This window comes from Acinetobacter calcoaceticus (assembly GCF_051947995.1).
Taxonomy (GTDB): domain Bacteria; phylum Pseudomonadota; class Gammaproteobacteria; order Pseudomonadales; family Moraxellaceae; genus Acinetobacter.
Genome location: NZ_JBLVVH010000005.1, coordinates 1 through 15494 on the forward strand (window position 1 = coordinate 1; position 15494 = coordinate 15494).

The following is a 15494-nucleotide window of genomic DNA, read 5'->3' on the forward strand; positions in this document are numbered from 1 at the left end:
GTAGCATCACGACGAATAACATTGGTGGTACAGGTAAAAACAACATCAATGATGCGATCAAGTCAGTCGATGACAAGGTGACCAATGGTGTGAATGACCTGACCAATAAAGGCTTGAACTTTGCTGGCAATGCAGGTAAAGACGTTCATCGTAAGTTGGGTGACAAGCTCAACATCGTAGGTGGAGCGGATGCTGCAATAGCAGAAGACAAGACTAGCGGTGAAAATGTCATTACCCGTACTACAGAAGATGGCATCAAGATCGAATTGTTGAAAGATGCGAAGTTCGACAGCATTACCACAGGTAATACAGTATTGAACAACAATGGCCTGGTAATTAAAGGTGGCCCAAGTATCACCATTAATGGTGTTGATGCTGGTGGTAAGAAAATTACCAATGTTGCTGACGGTGTCGATGCGAAAGATGCTGTGAATAAAGGCCAGCTGGACAAGCAAATCAATGATGTTAAAGACCAAATCGGTAAAGAGATTGGTGATTTGTCTGATAATGCTGTGAAGTATGACAAAGACAAAGATGGCAATGTTGATAAAAACTCAGTGACTTTAGGTGGTGGCGATAAGGGCACGAACTTGAAGAATGTTGCTGATGGTAAGGTTGAGCAAGGTTCTAAAGATGCGGTGAATGGCGGTCAATTGTGGGATGTTAAACAGAATGTTGACAAGAACACCAATGACATCCAGAACATCCAGAACAATATCAACAACATCAACAATGGTAAGTCTGGTCTTGTTCAGCAACAGGATCCGAAAGGTGAAATCACGGTTGGTAAAGACACGGGCGGTAAGAGTGTCAATATGGCAGGTAAAGATGGCGACCGTGTTGTTAAGGGTGTAGATAACGGAACCATTGCAAAAGGTTCTAAAGAAGCGGTGAATGGTGGTCAGATCCATAAGATCTCTGACAGCATCAAGAACAGCATCGGTGGTAACACCACGGTTAACCCGGACGGTACGATTAAAACCAACAATATTGGTGGTACAGGTAAAGACAATATCCATGATGCGATTGGTACCTTGAACCAGTCAAATCAGGAATTGGATAACCGTATTACGAACTTGGGTGATCAGTTACAACAAGCCTTCTACGATACAAACCAGCGTATTGATAGCGTAGAGAAAAAAGCCAATGCGGGTATTGCTGCAGCAATGGCATTGGAAGCAGCTCCATTCGTTGCAGGTAAATATACCTATGCTGCGGGTGCTGCTTACCATGGCGGTGAAAATGCAGTCGGCGTTACCTTACGTAAAACTTCGGATAATGGTCGTTGGTCAATTACCGGTGGTGTTGCAGCGGCATCTCAAGGTGACCCAAGTGTACGTATCGGTATCAGCGGTGTCATTAACTAAGAAACTGGCGGGGAGAGCGTAGGCTCTCCTTACTCAACATATCAAGAGAGTTATGAAATGAAAAAAACGATTCAATGCTTGGCAGTAGCAGCTCTTGCCGGTTTCTCGGTAGCGACTTATGCAGACGAAGATACAGCGGTAGTTCAACAGGAAGAAATCAAGTTTCCTGCGGTTGAAAAAAGTTATTTAAAACAGGTAAAGCGTTATGAATATGATGACGTTGCCCGTTTAGATACAGGTTTAACCAAAGATCAGATCCGTCATTTATTGGGGAATCCTCAATTTAGCGAAGGCGTATTCTTTGTAAAAACCTGGAACTATGTTTTAGATATTCGTCAGCCGAATAGCCAAGACTATTTACGTTGCCAACTCCGCGTCGATTTTGACAAAAAATATTTGTCAGAAAGATTGTCATGGAAAGGTGAAGCCTGTGAAGGTTTAATGGCTTGGGGTGCAAATAATCAGGTGCCGAGCGATGCAAACGTAAATACGGCACGTTCTGGTAGCGTATTCTTTGCCTTTGACCGCTTCAATGCCAATGCCATTGAACAGGGGGCGGCTTCAGTATCAGCAATTGCACAACGCATTAAACAAAGTAATGCGACAGGTCCAATTCTTGTTGCAGGCTTTGCGGATCCATTGGGTAAATTTGCGTATAACCACCAATTATCAGCACAACGTGCCAATACGGTCGCGAAGTTGCTGGTAAATGAAGGTGTAGATGCAAACCGTATCCAGATCCAGGCAAATAGCCAGACAGACCTATATCAGCAATGTGCAGGCAGCAAAGCCAACGCTAAACTTGTGGGTTGTTTGGCACCAAACCGACGCGTTAATGTAAGCTGGTAATTCTGCTTAGAGTAAAAATGGCTGCTTTTAAAGTGGCCATTTTTATTTCTTCATAATATCAATCCGCTAAATCCCGTCGAGCGCAGTAAGTCTGTAACAATAACTTTTGCATTATTTGAAGCAAAAAAATATTTTTTTGTGAACTGTTAGACAAAATATACAGTTATGCTTAATTAATGATCTAAAATGCACGGCGTGAAATAGTTGCTTGAGAAAGTATTTCACCGGGTATCGCTTACGAGGGGAAAAACATGTTTGAATCAAAAAATCTTATTGTTCTGGATCAAATGCTTGTCTTAAAAAAAGAAGGTAAACGTGATCTGGTTTATGAAAATGATACTTTGCTCAAGGTGAAAATGATTTCGAATCAGCATATCGTGGTAGAAGATGATGCTCAGACCAGCTTTTTGTTAAAACCTCAGGATGAAAATGTGCTCTGGTCATTTATTTAATTTAAAAAGCATTGGATAAGCTGCTGGTTTTAATACGTCAAAGAGCAGCTTATTTACCATATTTCAGTTAAATCTACCGATTTATAAAAATATCCGATAAACGCGCAATTCCTGTTTCAATACTACATCCTTGTATTGCCAAGCATCTTTTAGCGCTTAGATTTAAGCGCCTGATTTATGTTGACTCAATTGACATCGGCTAACTAAATACAGTCAATTCTATTTTTATCTTTTCTCCTTAACTTGAATAAAACTGTTGGGAAATAGCTAAAAATGGATCGGACTATGCAAAATAATAAATTTATCAAATTTACAAAATCCTTTTTGGTGCATTGTACTTTGGCAAGTTCAATTCTGCTGATGAATACAGCTTATGCAGCACCCGAAGGCAAACTGGACTTGACGCTTTCGACACATTCACAAAATAAGATCAAACAGTTGCTCAATGACCCGAAAACCTGGCAACAGATACCCAAGCAAGTCACTTTATGTGTATTTTCACCCAATGGTGAGCATAGTGAAGCCTTTGAGCAGGCCACTAGTTATATTACTGAAATCCCGCGCATGGTTCGTGTTGCAAAACAGTTCGGCGTCAATATGAATGTGACCCGGCCTTCACATTTACAATTTAAACTGGATTTTGATTACCCCAAATTAAAAAAACAGGCCTCAACCTTAGTCAATCTCAAGGTCTATACCAATGAAGCGGTATTGACTGAAGATTTCCGTAGCAAGCGCTGTGATGGGGCTGGAATCAGTAACCTCCGTGCCAAACAATTTAATAAATTCGTCGGCAGTATCGATGCGATTGGTGCATTACAAACCTATAAGCAGCTCAGTTCTGTCATTCAGGTTTTGGCTAATCCAAAATTCGATGAAAAGATGGTCAATAAAGATTATGAAGTCGTGGGAATCGTACCTTTGGGTGCCGCCTACATCATGGTGACCGATCATAATATTAATACCTTGGCAAAAGCTGCGGGTAAAAAGGTCGCGGTATTCCAGTTTGATGAAACGCAAAAGAAACTGGTGCAGAATGTCGGTGCACAACCGGTTTCTGTGGATCTGGTGACAGTGGGCGGAAAGTTTAATAATAAAGAAGTCGATATCATGGCTGGGCCAGCGATTTTATTTGAGCCATTGGAACTACAAAAAGGCATGACCGATAAATCAGGTAAAGCGGTTGGCGGTATTATTAAATTTCCTGTGATACAGGTGACAGGAACCTTGATTATGCATCGCAATAAGTTTCCGGCAGGGATGGGATCGATTGCTCGTGAAGTAATTTCCAAACAGTTGAATCCAGCCTTTGAATTTGTCGATAAAATCGAAGCCAAGATTCCAGACAAGTTCTGGTTAAAGCTGAATGAAAGTGATAAGCCAGGCTATGTACGCTTAATGCGTGAAGCGCGGATTCAAATGACCAAAGAAGGCTTCTACGACAAAGATATGATGAAGTTGTTGAAGCAGGTGCGTTGTTCACAAGAGCCAAGCAATTATGAGTGTGCTTTGAAGGATGAGTGATTAAGCTTGATTAAGAAAACCAGAGTCTAGAATAGTGTCGAAAATATCGGCATTATTTTATTACTCCTTTGACTAAAAAACTTTTTTAAATGAAAAATCATCATCCACATCGACCTGTTGTCTTTATTGCAGGGGCAACAGGCGCCATTGGTTATAAGCTTTGTCTTATTCTCAAGCAAAAGGGCTTTACAGTATATGGGATGACCCGTTCTGTAGATAAGGCCAAGTTTTTGCAAGCAATTGGTGTAGAACCGCGAATTGCCGATATTTACGATAGAGAAGGAATAAAACAGATCATAAGTGAAATTGAGCCAGATGTGGTGATTCATCAACTCACGGATTTGCCTTATGGTTTACAGCCTGAGTTCATGCAACAGGCACGTATCAGAAATGCAAAAATCAGGAAGATAGGGACTGACAATCTTGTTCAGGCTGTTACAAACAAGGCCTGTAAGCTGATTGTCCAAAGTATTGCTTTTGCCTGTGTACCTGACCAGCCATACTATAATGAACAAACAGAATTAGATTTAAATTCAGCCAATCCTATAACGAGATTGAATGCAGAAAGTATTGATGAACTGGAAAAGCAGATTCAAAGCAGTGGGCTAAATCACGTGATTCTACGATATGGAAAATTATATGGAGAGGCGACCGGATGTATCGCAGCGGATTTCTGTAAAATTCATGTTGATGCGGCTGCACATGCTGCTTATCTCGCGATCGAGAAAGGACAGGGAATTTATCAGATTGTGGAAAATGAACAGTTATACTTGAATGAAAAAGCAAAAAGAGAGTTGGGGTTTAATCCAGATTATCGTTTTTATATGAGCTAAGTATTGAATACTTAAAATAATGCTCCAGAGGTGCCGCTGCATGGTCGTTACCCTGAACCCGATGAGTTCAAGGTGGAGGTGACGCGTACTTAATGGGTTTCCTACTCGAGGCAGGCATACACTCAAAATACACAGAACACATCCATAAATTTAAGTATCGGCAGGGGACTAGACGTACTGGCGAACACCCTAGAGACAGTTTTAGTATAACTGATCTTTACGCGATGACAATCCTTGCAAGGCAGTTATCTGTAAAGATACTTACTAATTGATGGGGCTTTGTGCAATTTTACTCAACAGTTTGTTCGACATCTTCCAAAATGGTCTGGAGCAGACGTTCGCAATGTGCATATTCCTGTAAAGACTTATTCAGGCTAAACACTTCCTGCGCCATTTGCAGGGCCACCATAATCACAAGTTTATTATGTTCTACGCGTGGCGCATTGCGACGCATGTCATGAAACTTCTGATTTAGCAATTCAGCCGCACGTTCCAGCTCGTCACGTTTATCTTCAGTCGTGTTTAAACGGAAAGTCTGTTCAATCAAGCGAAGTTCGACAACAATGGATTCACTCATGATCAGGTCTCCTCGTGAGTTTCAGCATTTGGATGAGCGAGTTGCTGAATTTCTTGTGCATGTTGATCTTGGGCCGTACCTAAAATAGAAAGACGCTGGATAATGGCTTCCACTTTAGATTTTGCAAGTTCATTTTTTTGCAACAAGCGATCGCGATCCTGTTGTAAATCCTGAATTTCTTGTTGGCTATGACGTTGCTGTGCCTGTAATTTTTCTTTGTTGACACGCAAGTCATTACGTTCAGCCAGAATTTCCTGAAAGCGATTTTTTAAATCGGTGGTGCTTTTCTCTAAACGGCTATAACGTTCCGCTAAAGTTGTTGCATCTTGATTCAGTTGTTTAAATTGATCTTGTAACTGAGTCAGTTGTTCAGTTAAGTTATCAACTTCTTCCTGCTTTTGCGTGATGATGCTATTTTTCTGCACAACTTGTGCATGATGGTCAGTTTCAGCTAATTGTTTAGCTTCAGTGAGCGATGTATTTTCTCGCTCAAAGTGATGTAGGCGTGTTTTTAAAACACCAATATGCGCTTGTAGACGCTGTAATTGTTCTAACATAACGAAGGTCGCACAGAGTTGCAATCAAAGGTAATATATACAGCAGTATAGAGATTGGATAAACGAATGCAAGACGATATTTCAGGTTGGACGGAATGGAATGCCCATTTTGATGGGATTGAAGAAATTTCAAGTCCAAGTGAGTTACATGGTTTACTCACTGGTATAGTTTGTGTGACACAAGCGCCAACCGCAGATGAATGGTCACAAATCTTAAACACCCTTAATGTACCTGCTTTACAACCCCAAGCACTGGACAGTTTGACGGATGAAGCAGAGGATGTGGCGCATGCTTTATCTGATGATGAATTAGACTACTTACCAATGCTCCCAGATGACAGTCATTTGCTGGTCGATCGTGTGCAGGCATTGGCTGACTGGTGTGCCGGAGTGGTGCTGGGTTTCGGTTTGGCTTCGGGTCATATTCGTGGTGAGGAGCAAGAGCTGATTGAACATTTACAAGATGTTGCAGCGGTTGAGTTTGAAGACTCGGATAACGATGAAGAGGGCGAAGAAAGCTATCAGGAATTGTATGAGTTTGTACGCCTGATTCCTGTGAGCTTATCGATTGGTCGTAAAAAGATTGCTGTGGCTGAAAGTTCTTTGTTACAAAATTTTCATGCTAAAAGCAGAAATTCAGACAACCCTTCAGATCCGCAAACCGTGGTAGAAATGTTTACCCCACATCGTCCGAGTTAACTCGGGCGGTGCCTTAAACTTTTATAAATAAACATACTTACAATCATTCATCTTCATCAGAAGGACAATATGAAATTAAGTCAGGCCGATTTTAAACAACGTCGTGATCTTCTCGCTCAACATATAGGCAGCAATAGCATTGCAATTATTGCGACGCGGGCAGAAATGTATCGTAACCGCGATGCGGATTATAAATATCGTGCCGACAGTAGTTTTTATTATCTGACCGGATTTGCAGAGCCAGAAGCGGTTGCCGTGATCGAAACCTTTGAAGAGGGTGAGGAATATAGCTATAGCTTATTCTGCCGTGAACGTAACCGTGAAATGGAAATCTGGAATGGCTATCGTGCCGGAATTGATGGCGCGATTGAAATCTATGATGCTGATGAAGCTTATGCAATTGATCTGCTTGATGAAGAAATCATCGACAAGTTATTAAATAAACACCGTCTTTACTACCGTATTGCTCAGAATGCTGAATTTGATGCACGTGTAAGTCAATGGATGCAAAAGGTGGATGCACATCGCGGGGGTACTGCGCCCGCAGAAGTCGTACAGCTTGATCGTATTGTTGATGAAATGCGTTTAAAAAAATCAGCACAAGAAATTGAGTTGATGCAGATTGCATCGGATATCAGTGCAGGAGCGCATACCCGTGCCATGCAAACGGTTAAAGCTGAGATGATGGAATACGCACTCGAAGCGGAACTGAATTATATCTTTGGTCAAAATGGCTGTGTGCCAGCCTATAACAGTATTGTCGGCGGTGGTGAAAATGCCTGTATCTTGCACTACGTTGAGAATAATAAGCCGTTAAAAGATGGTGATCTAGTGCTGATCGATGCGGCCTGTGAATATGAGTTCTATGCATCAGACATTACCCGTACATTTCCGGTAAATGGTAAATTTAGCCCTGAACAAAAAGCGTTATATAACGTGGTGCTTGAAGCACAGCTGGCTGCGATTGATGCAACCCGTATCGGCAATCACTATAAATATCCACATGAAGTGGCTGTGAAGATTTTAACTCAAGGTCTGATTGATCTTGGTTTAATGAGTGGCAATGTGGACGAGCTGGTTGAAAGCGAAGCATTCCGTCAATTCTTTATGCATGGTACAGGGCATTGGCTCGGTATGGATGTACATGATGTCGGCACTTATAAGAATGGCGAAGACTGGCGTGTTTATGAAGCAGGTATGGTGATCACTGTTGAGCCAGGTTTATATGTTGCATCTGATGATGAAACGGTCGATGCAAAATGGCGTGGTATTGGTATTCGTATTGAAGATGATATTGTCGTGACAGAAAATGGTCCATTGGTTCTGACCAAGAATGTGGTTAAAACTGTTGAAGAGATTGAAAGCTTGATGGCGAGTCGCTAATCCGTCTAGTTGCAGAACTGAAGCCTTAGTTTTAATGAATGCCTCTTCATAATGTATGAAGAGGCAAACAAAAATTATAATAATATTTAGAAAAATAAGAGGCTTATATGAAATTGTCGAGCTGTGTTTATCGAATAGTCACTGACATTTATTTGATTTTATTAATTTATGTATATTTAAAGGTTCATTATTATTACTTTTATCTGACACGGTGGGAGTGGCATGAAGATCGACAGATACTTTCCCTGCTGTTTATTTCTTTTATATTTTTTGTCAGTGTAACGGCATTGTTTATCTATACTATTTTTTATAACGTTGGGAAATATCGATCTATTGAGTGGGCTTTGTATTTTATTTATTTTTGTTTGATGAGTTCATTTTTTATCGTCTATCTCCCAAGAAAATATATTTAATCTAGCGACTTCTATCTTCTTTCCTGCTGAAAGACCTACTAAGGTAAGAAGGCTGAATAAGATAGATAAGCGTGTTTCTTTGCTATCGATGCTCAAAACAACTTTTGAAGATATTTTAAAAACATAGACCAAACAAAGTACAAATTCCCTTCCTGATTTAAGTTAGAGTAAGATAGGCTAGGGTCTGTTAATATTTCACCTTACGAGCTAAAGCTCTCATTGCGACAGTGGACATTTTTTAGGTGATACAAGGCATGGCTTATGTAATTTAGTCATTCTAAATAAATAAGCCATAACGCCGTAGCGTCAAAAAATGTCCCTGTCCCACAGGGTTGTGGCTAAAACTTCCTTAAACTTTGTTATGAAACTTGACAAGGGAGTTCGCCATTGCCTACGTTTCATGCCTCGTTTAAGTTGTTTTAGCCTACAACGCAACCATAGATGAAATATCAACAGACCCTTAACATCAAGTCATGAAAAACTGATAAGGAATAATATTATGCAGCAACAAGTCATCATTGTCGGTGGAGGTATGGTTGGACTCAGCCTTGCTTTAATGTTGGCAAAATCTAATATCGCGGTAAAGCTATTAGAAGCTGTGAAATATCCGAATTATGACGATGAAAATGTTGCCCCTTATCATTCCAGCTTTGATGCGCGTAATACCGCATTGTCACGTCGTAGCGTACAGATTTACCAAAAATTAGGTCTGTGGGAAGCTTTACAGCAACATGCCACCCCAATTCTGCAAGTGCATATTACCGAGCAGGGCAGTTTTGGTAAGGCACGCCTCGTTGCTGAACAAGAAAAAGTCGAAAGCTTTGGGCAGGTGATCGAGAATGCATGGCTAGGACGTGTATTACTGACCCAAGTGCGTCAGCAGCCGTTAATCGAGCTGATTGACGGGGTGCAAGTGACCTCACTCACGCAAAATGAAGATGAGGTTCACATCGAAGCGATGCGCAATGGTGAATATATTCATTCCTTGAAATCCAGGTTGGTAATTGCAGCCGATGGTCGTGATTCTTTCTGTCGACAAGCCATTGGTGTCGGTGTAGATGAGCATGATTATGACCAGGTCGCGATTGTCACGACCGTACAAACCTCTAAAACGCATCAGCATGTTGGTTTTGAACGTTTTAGCGCATTAGGACCATTGGCATTGTTGCCTTTACCGGGGGAATATCGTCGTTCAGTGGTATGGCCGGTGAAGAAAGGCACAGAAGCAGAATGGTTAGGTGAGGAAAATGATCAGCACTTCCTCAATGCTTTACAGGAAACCTATGGTGATCGTGCGGGTAAATTTGAAAAAACCGGCAAGCGGTTTAGTTATCCATTGTCACAAGTGTTGGCGCATAAGCAGGCTGTTGGACGTGTGGTGCTGATGGGGAATGCTGCACATACCATTCACCCCGTTGCAGGACAAGGGTTTAACCTGTGCTTGCGTGATGCCGATGTACTGGTTCGCTTCCTAATGGAGCAACTGGCGAAGTCCGATGATATTGGCGCGCCTGAAAATTTACTGGCCTATGAGCAATCCCGTTTAAAGGATCAGCAACGTGTAATCAAGTTCTGTGATTCGGTGGTGCGTGGTTTTAGTAATCAGAATCCGATCCTTAAATTATTGCGTAATACAGGGTTGATTGCATTTGATGTGATTCCGGGGGTTAAGCCTTTGGTTGCTAACTATGCGATGGGGCTAAAAGCATGAGTGAACTGTTAGATGTGGTCATCGTCGGTGGTGGATTGGTAGGTGGTCTAAGCGCTTTATTGTTGGCCCAAGGTGGCGTACAAGCCACAGTACTGGATGCTGCGCCTGTGCTTGATCAGGACAAGACTTTGGCGGTTATGAATCCGCGTGTATTGGCACTCAGTCAGGCAACCATTCACTTACTCAAAACGGTTGATGTATGGAATGATCTGGCACGACAAATGCCTTATTCAGGCATGCAGGTCTGGAATAAAAATGGCTATGGCGAAATCAATTTTGGCCATGCTTCTGAGCAGCCACCGCACTCAGATCAGGCCTTAGGTTCGATGGTTGAGCCGAGTGTCCTCAATGTTGCCATTCAACAAAAGATGTTGCAGCAGCTTAAAGACTACCGTACCCAGGTCAAGGTCATTCGGATTGAACAGATTCCCCAAGGCTGGTCGATTCAACTGGCAGATGGTACGACCTTAAAAACCAGGTTATTGATTGGTGCAGATGGCGCAAACTCATTTGTACGTGAGCAGGCATATATCGATTTAGATATATTGGATTACAAACAGGCTGCCATCAGTTGTGCGATTAAAACCACACAACCGAATCAGTATGTGGCTCGCCAGATTTTCTTGCCAACAGGCCCATTGGCTTATTTACCGATGGCGAGTTTGGATGCACAGGACAATGGTTACTGGCAATCGATCGTCTGGACATTGCCCGATGACTATGCCGATGAATATTCGGCACTCAGTGATCAAGACTTTATGCAATTGCTGACTCAGGAAAGCCTGCAAATGCTGGGTGAAGTGGTTGAGGTGCGTTCCAGAGCACAATTTCCCCTCAAGGCACGTGCTGCACAGCGCTATATTAAATCGGGGCTGGCATTGATTGGTGATGCAGCACATGTGATTCATCCTCTGGCAGGACAAGGCGTAAATATTGGTTGTCTGGATGCCGCGGTGCTTTGTGATGTATTACTACATGACTTAAAGCGTGGGGCGTGGGCCAATGAGCAGACCTTGTTGCGTTACGAGCATCAGCGTAAGGGGCAGAATGATGCGATGATGCATAGCATGTCTGCGATTGGCTGGCTGGAAAGTTCGGAACTATTTCCGGTTGTCTGGGCGCGAAATTTTGGCTTAAAACAGGTTGAACAATTTGACTGGTTTAAGGATCGTTTCATGCAACAGGCCAATGGATTGGGTGTATTAAAAGACACCCGTTACGCTTGCTAAAAAAGAGTAGATATTTTTTAAACAATCATTTATAAATCAGAGTGAATTTGGTCGCAAAAAATACGATTTTAGCAATATTGTACTTTGCGAATTGAAAAGAGCTTGCTAAATTTCATCAAGTTCTGATGACCAAATAGCGATGATGAGAAGTTTAGTCATTGTGGGGAGATTAATATGACGGAAATGAATGATTACGACGACAACACAGAAGATTCTGCTGTAGACGACGAAGAGGCGAAGGCCGCTGAAACTGGTGCAGATAGTGAAGAGTCGAGCGCCAATGATGCCGATCTTGCCGAGGCTGAAACCTTAACGGTAACGGCAAAGCAGAAACAACGCCAGGCTTTAGAGGATGAAGTTGCTGCGTTTCTTGCACGTGGTGGACGCATTACTGAAGTTCCGCCAGATGAACATCAAGATTAAGTCGAATAAAGACAGCAAAAAAGCATCACGATTGTGGTGCTTTTTTGTGCTGGTGTGATTCGTGTTCGCACTCCAGTGGCTGATGGAGTTCTTTTAAAATTCCACATTGTTCAATGGTGCGATGTTGTGAGCATTGCTGTTTTAAATGGGTTAGATCCTGTTTGAGATGTTCCAGATTTTTAATTTTCTGGGAAACCTCAGCCAGATATTGATCAATCAGATGATCGACTTCCATGCAGGTTTGATCGGGGTTCTCTGACATATCCTTGAGCTTTTGGATATCCTGTAAGGTAATGCCCAGTTCGCGGCAATGCTTGAGAAACAGAAGTTCGGACAGCATCTGTTCAGAATAGTGCCGGTAATTTCCCGCCGTACGTTTGGCTTTTTCAAGCAGCCCAATTTTTTCATAATAACGGATGGTATCTACTGATACGCCAGTCTTTTTTGCCAGTTGCCCAATGGTAAGATTTATCATGCTTGACTCTGGAGTTACTCTAGGGTTTTAAATCACTATAAAAGATTAAGTGAGAAAAGTCATGGCAGGATGTGGTTGCAACACAACATGTTCCCCAACACAAAAGATTAGCCCAAAGTTTAGAAAGGCTTTATGGATTGCTTTGATCCTCAATGCGTTGATGTTCTTTGTCGAAATTATCGGAGGATCACAGGCACGTTCAGTCTCACTTTGGGCGGATGCACTAGATTTTGCTGGTGATGCAGCAAACTATGCCATCTCTCTAGCCGTACTTTCCATGACCTTGTATTGGCGCGCGACCGCAGCTTTGGTGAAAGGGATGACCATGGCGGCCTTTGGTATTTTTGTGATTGTGAAAGTGTTCTGGTCATGGTGGCTGGGAATCACACCTGAACCGATGCTCATGGGGGCAATCGGTGTACTGGCATTGACCGTGAATGTGGTTTCAGCATTGATGCTTTACGCATTCCGTGATGGTGATGCCAATATGCGTTCAGTGTGGCTATGCAGCCGGAATGATGCAATTGCCAATATTGCGATTATTATCGCCGCTGTCGGCGTTTTTGGCACAGGCACCATGTTCCCTGATTTATTGGTGGCTTTTGTAATTGCTTATCTCGGTGTAACTTCGGGTTTAAGCGTGATTAAACAGGCCAGAGCAGAGAGGAAAATGGATCAAGTTCATCTCATTACCAAGGCTTAAAACAGCGTGTTGTTATTTCATATTTAACGGTTAAGGGGGAGATTTTTATAATCTCCCCCTTATGTTTTATTGATCGTGTTGGGTCAGTTCCAAAGCACGCTGATAAGCCACTTTCTTTTTAATGCCGGTCAAATCAGCAGCCAGTTGTGATGCCGCTTTGACGGATAAGTCCTGTAATAAACGTTTTAATAACTCATCCAGTTTATCCTGTTCCATATCTTTTTCGGCAGAAGCACCGCCGACCACCACCACGATTTCACCTTTTTCTTGGTTGTGATCATTTTCAATAAAAGTGACCAGTTGTTTTAAGGTCATTTTCTTGATGGTCTCAAATGTCTTGGTGATTTCACGGGCAAAACCGACAGGACGTTCTTCACCAAAGACCTGAACCATATCCTGAATACAGGCCAGAATACGGTGTGGCGCTTCATAGAAAATCAGGGTCTGGGTTTCATCTTTGAGCTTTTCCAGCTGGCTAATCCGTTGCGACGCTTTCGATGGCAAGAAGCCTTCAAAGCTAAAACGGTCACTGGGTAAACCCACCGCACTTAATGCAGCAATCGCAGCGCAGGCACCGGGCACAGGAATCACGCGAATGCCGTGCTCTTGAGCAGCACGCACCAGTTTAAAACCAGGGTCGCTAATCAGGGGCGTTCCAGCATCACTAATTAAGGCAACATTTTCACCATTTAGCATTTTTTGGAGAAGTTGATCAATTTTGTTACTTTCGTTGTGATCATGACACGCAGTTAGCGGAGTTGAGATATTATAGTGTTTGAATAATTGAGCAGATTGACGAGTGTCTTCTGCGGCAACCACCGAAACGGATTTTAATATATCAATTGCACGAAAGGTCATGTCATCTAAGTGCCCAATCGGGGTTGCTACAACAAATAATTGAGCACTCATAAAAGGTAACTCCCTCATGTATTACAAAAAATATTGGCTGCTACTCAGTTTGGCAGCAATTGTGAGTCCGGTTTATGCGGACGTACTGGTGATTCTACCCGAATCTGGTGCGATGGCGCGAGCCGGTCAGAACATCAAACGCGGTTTCTTGAGTGCTTATACAGCATCTGGTAGCAAAGAAAAAATCATTTTTGTAGATTCCGCCAAAAATAAGATCGATACGATTTTCAAAAAGCGGGTTAATAACAAGACTCGTTTGATTGTTGGACCATTGGCCCGACCGGATATTGAAAATGTGATGCAGCGTAATCCGGCGATTCCGGTGCTGGCTTTGAATGATGTGAATACTCAGGCGACCAATGTCTGGCAGTTCAGTCTGGCCAAACAGCATGATGCGGTGGCACTGAATCAACTGTTGAAAAAAGATAAAATCAAAAAGCTACTGGTGCTACGTCAGGCGGGAACTGAGTCGGCAACAGAACTGTTTATGATGGGGTTGATGTCCGAGTTTGGTTCAGATATTCATGTCGTGAATGAACTGCCGAAAAAACTGGCACGTAAAGAAGGGCTATTATTGCTCGGAGACCAGCAATGGCTAGCGCAACTGGGCACACTGCCAGAAAAGAATATTTATGCCACAGCGCTAAGTATAGAGCAGGATAAACCGATTCCTACAGGATTAAGTTTCTGTGATACACCGGCTTTATATAATGGACAGTGGGCTGATGTCATCAAGGCTTATAAAGAGCAACCCGAAAATATGGCGTTCCAGCGCTTGCTGGCATTCGGTGGAGATGCCTGGACCATCAGTCAGCAATTTATAAACAGTCCAGACCGGAAATTTAATTTTGAAGGTCGTACCGGTGCAATTGAGGTAAAGGACGGTAAAATTTACCGACAGCCGTATTGTTATCAACAGCAGAAAAATGGCATTCAGCTGTTGAAGTAGATCATCTCTCCATGCCAGCTTCCTTTCTGGATTTAGGGCAATGGGCTGAACAGACAGCGCTTGCCTTTTTACAATCCCATCACTATGTCTGCGTAACGAAAAACTATCATTCACGCTATGGTGAAATTGACCTGATTGTCCAGCGCCAGCATGAGCTGGTCTTTGTCGAAGTCAAAGCCAGATCTGCTGGAAGTTACGCTGAAGCCTGTGAGGTCATTTCCTTGGCCCAACAACGAAAAATCATTAAAACTGCGCAGCTGTTTTTACAGAAATATCCTAAATATTATGACTTTGACTGTCGTTTTGATGTGATTTGTTTTGATTTTCCACAGAAAATTGCAAAAACAGTACAACCAGATTTTTCAAAATTGAAGTATGATCAGCAATGGATTGAACATGCATTTAGTTTAGACGGGTGAATGTACGGTCTAAAGCTAAATA

At 42.4% G+C, this 15494-nt stretch carries 17 protein-coding genes and 1 other RNA gene; 13 read left to right on the plus strand and 5 right to left on the minus strand.

Translation table 11 applies throughout. The features are described from left to right. From ACNQO6_RS10955 to ACNQO6_RS10975, 5 genes are all read left to right on the plus strand, one after another. A partial coding sequence (locus ACNQO6_RS10955) for a YadA-like family protein (RefSeq protein WP_440208971.1) occupies positions 1-1367 on the plus strand: 1367 nt, incomplete at its 5' end. A 57-nt stretch (positions 1368-1424) separates the two neighbouring features. Continuing rightward, positions 1425-2216 carry a trimeric autotransporter adhesin/peptidogylcan-associated protein TpgA gene (gene tpgA / locus ACNQO6_RS10960; protein ID WP_440208972.1) on the plus strand — a complete coding sequence of 264 codons (792 nt, stop codon included), beginning with the start codon at positions 1425-1427 and terminating at the stop codon, positions 2214-2216. A 251-nt stretch (positions 2217-2467) separates the two neighbouring features. Then, positions 2468-2668: a hypothetical protein gene (locus tag ACNQO6_RS10965; RefSeq protein ID WP_005231707.1), complete on the plus strand. Its 201-nt coding sequence runs from the start codon at positions 2468-2470 to the stop codon at positions 2666-2668. 285 nt (positions 2669-2953) lie between these two features. Next, positions 2954-4192 (plus strand): putative solute-binding protein, encoded by a 1239-nt coding sequence (locus ACNQO6_RS10970; protein ID WP_440208973.1) that lies wholly within the window; start codon positions 2954-2956, stop codon positions 4190-4192. An 89-nt stretch (positions 4193-4281) separates the two neighbouring features. Next, positions 4282-5025, plus strand: a complete 744-nt coding sequence (locus tag ACNQO6_RS10975; RefSeq protein ID WP_440208974.1) for an NAD-dependent epimerase/dehydratase family protein — start codon at positions 4282-4284, stop codon at positions 5023-5025. A 17-nt stretch (positions 5026-5042) separates the two neighbouring features. Here ACNQO6_RS10975 and ssrS read toward each other — a convergent pair. The 3 genes from ssrS to ACNQO6_RS10990 all read right to left on the minus strand — a co-directional run bounded on the left by ssrS (position 5043) and on the right by ACNQO6_RS10990 (position 6159). Continuing rightward, positions 5043-5224, minus strand: a non-coding RNA gene (ssrS, locus tag ACNQO6_RS10980) — 6S RNA. A 90-nt stretch (positions 5225-5314) separates the two neighbouring features. Beyond that, positions 5315-5602: a cell division protein ZapA gene (locus ACNQO6_RS10985; protein ID WP_440208975.1), complete on the minus strand. Its 288-nt coding sequence runs from the start codon at positions 5600-5602 to the stop codon at positions 5315-5317. Positions 5603-5604: 2 nt separating this feature from the next. Further along, complete coding sequence (locus ACNQO6_RS10990) at positions 5605-6159, minus strand: hypothetical protein (RefSeq protein WP_004773773.1); 555 nt, start codon at positions 6157-6159, stop codon at positions 5605-5607. Positions 6160-6225: 66 nt separating this feature from the next. On the opposite strand from ACNQO6_RS10990, the gene ACNQO6_RS10995 reads away from it, so the two are divergent. The 5 genes from ACNQO6_RS10995 (at position 6226) to ACNQO6_RS11015 (ending at position 12017) form a co-directional block, all read left to right on the plus strand. Continuing rightward, entirely contained in the window at positions 6226-6858 is a 633-nt protein-coding gene (locus tag ACNQO6_RS10995) for a UPF0149 family protein (protein ID WP_005231702.1), read from the plus strand. Positions 6859-6927: 69 nt separating this feature from the next. Next, a complete protein-coding gene (locus ACNQO6_RS11000) occupies positions 6928-8241 on the plus strand; it encodes an aminopeptidase P N-terminal domain-containing protein (RefSeq protein WP_440208976.1) in 1314 nt (437 codons plus the stop codon). 912 nt (positions 8242-9153) lie between these two features. Then, complete coding sequence (gene ubiH / locus ACNQO6_RS11005; RefSeq protein WP_440208977.1) at positions 9154-10365, plus strand: 2-octaprenyl-6-methoxyphenyl hydroxylase; 1212 nt, start codon at positions 9154-9156, stop codon at positions 10363-10365. After that, entirely contained in the window at positions 10362-11594 is a 1233-nt protein-coding gene (locus tag ACNQO6_RS11010) for an FAD-dependent monooxygenase (RefSeq protein WP_440208978.1), read from the plus strand. The genes ubiH and ACNQO6_RS11010 overlap by 4 nt, the downstream gene beginning before the upstream one ends. Positions 11595-11768: 174 nt before the next feature. Next, a complete protein-coding gene (locus ACNQO6_RS11015) occupies positions 11769-12017 on the plus strand; it encodes a hypothetical protein (RefSeq protein ID WP_343579988.1) in 249 nt (82 codons plus the stop codon). 25 nt (positions 12018-12042) lie between these two features. Here the strand turns inward: ACNQO6_RS11015 and ACNQO6_RS11020 are convergent, their stop codons facing one another. After that, positions 12043-12492, minus strand: a complete 450-nt coding sequence (locus tag ACNQO6_RS11020; RefSeq protein WP_343579989.1) for a MerR family transcriptional regulator — start codon at positions 12490-12492, stop codon at positions 12043-12045. Between the two features lie 61 nt (positions 12493-12553). Here ACNQO6_RS11020 and ACNQO6_RS11025 point away from each other — a divergent pair, with 61 nt between their 5' ends. Continuing rightward, positions 12554-13195 (plus strand): cation transporter, encoded by a 642-nt coding sequence (locus ACNQO6_RS11025; protein WP_440208979.1) that lies wholly within the window; start codon positions 12554-12556, stop codon positions 13193-13195. A 66-nt stretch (positions 13196-13261) separates the two neighbouring features. On the opposite strand, the gene rsmI is transcribed toward ACNQO6_RS11025, so the two are convergent. Further along, the gene (gene rsmI / locus ACNQO6_RS11030) at positions 13262-14104 is read right to left on the minus strand and encodes a 16S rRNA (cytidine(1402)-2'-O)-methyltransferase (protein WP_440208980.1); all 843 of its coding nucleotides are present in this window, start codon (positions 14102-14104) and stop codon (positions 13262-13264) included. A gap of 16 nt (positions 14105-14120) precedes the next feature. Between rsmI and ACNQO6_RS11035 the strand changes: the two genes are divergently transcribed. Next, the gene (locus ACNQO6_RS11035; protein WP_440208981.1) at positions 14121-15053 is read left to right on the plus strand and encodes a penicillin-binding protein activator; all 933 of its coding nucleotides are present in this window, start codon (positions 14121-14123) and stop codon (positions 15051-15053) included. 11 nt (positions 15054-15064) lie between these two features. Beyond that, on the plus strand, positions 15065-15472 hold the full coding sequence (locus tag ACNQO6_RS11040) for a YraN family protein (RefSeq protein ID WP_396513715.1): 408 nt from the start codon (positions 15065-15067) through the stop codon (positions 15470-15472). Positions 15473-15494: the final 22 nt, after the last annotated feature.